This window comes from uncultured Bacteroides sp. (genome assembly GCF_949298305.1).
Classification (GTDB): Bacteria; Bacteroidota; Bacteroidia; order Bacteroidales; family Bacteroidaceae; genus Bacteroides.
Map to the genome: position 1 here is coordinate 1 of NZ_CASFWU010000006.1, position 817 is coordinate 817.

Genomic DNA, 817 nt, shown 5'->3' on the forward strand with positions numbered 1-817 from the left:
CAGACACATGTCGCTATAGGGAATACCCGTATAACAGGAAAACAGGAACATATCTCTCACATGATAAAGAATCTGATCATGGAGAGGTGTTGTCATAATTCTATTCAATTCTTCAGAAGTGAGATATTTCTGTTCCGGTTTCGGATGTACCGGTTCATATCCGACAAACGGGAATACTGTTATTATACCATCCGCGATGGCTTCTCCGACAATTGTTTTCAGTTGCACGGTAAGATTGACTATTGTACCTGAAGCCAGACAACATTCCGTACGCAGATGCAAGTCATATTTTTCAATGAAGGAACGGTCCAATGCGGCAAAAGGGATATCTGACAGCTTATATTGCACCTGTAAAAAACGTACCAGATGATTGTAGGAATTGCGGTAAGCCCTCAATGTCTTTTCCGTACGATTGATCCCAACACGTTTCTCGAAATTTCTAATAAAAAGTCTGAAATAGCTTAACAGGGTTTCCTGTTCCGAAGCCATACCCAGAAGTTGATGCTTCACATCCTCAGCTGTTACCGACTCACGGATTACGGATTGTTCCGCATAGATGCTAAGTGCAGCCGCACGTATTTCATCCAGTCTGTTGTTGATTTCCCTGGCCGCTACACTTTTCCCACACGCCCGTCCGGACGACCATAATGACTGTGACACACGAAGCTTGACACTGAATGCTGTTTCAGAGTGCTTGCCGACAATAAGCCGCGCCATTACGGGACAGTTTCCCCTGGCATCCGCCTCGCTCTTTTTAAGGTAGAACGAAACCTTTACATCTGTCTGATTCATAATCTGTTCCATTGTTTGCAAAATT

At 43.9% G+C, this 817-nt stretch carries 1 protein-coding gene; it reads right to left on the reverse strand.

The window, feature by feature from the left end; all coding sequences use genetic code 11:
* Window positions 1–792, reverse strand: a 792-nt coding sequence (locus tag Q1Y74_RS01325; RefSeq protein WP_300811897.1) for a site-specific integrase, incomplete at its 3' end; no start/stop codon positions are given.
* Window positions 793–817: the final 25 nt, after the last annotated feature.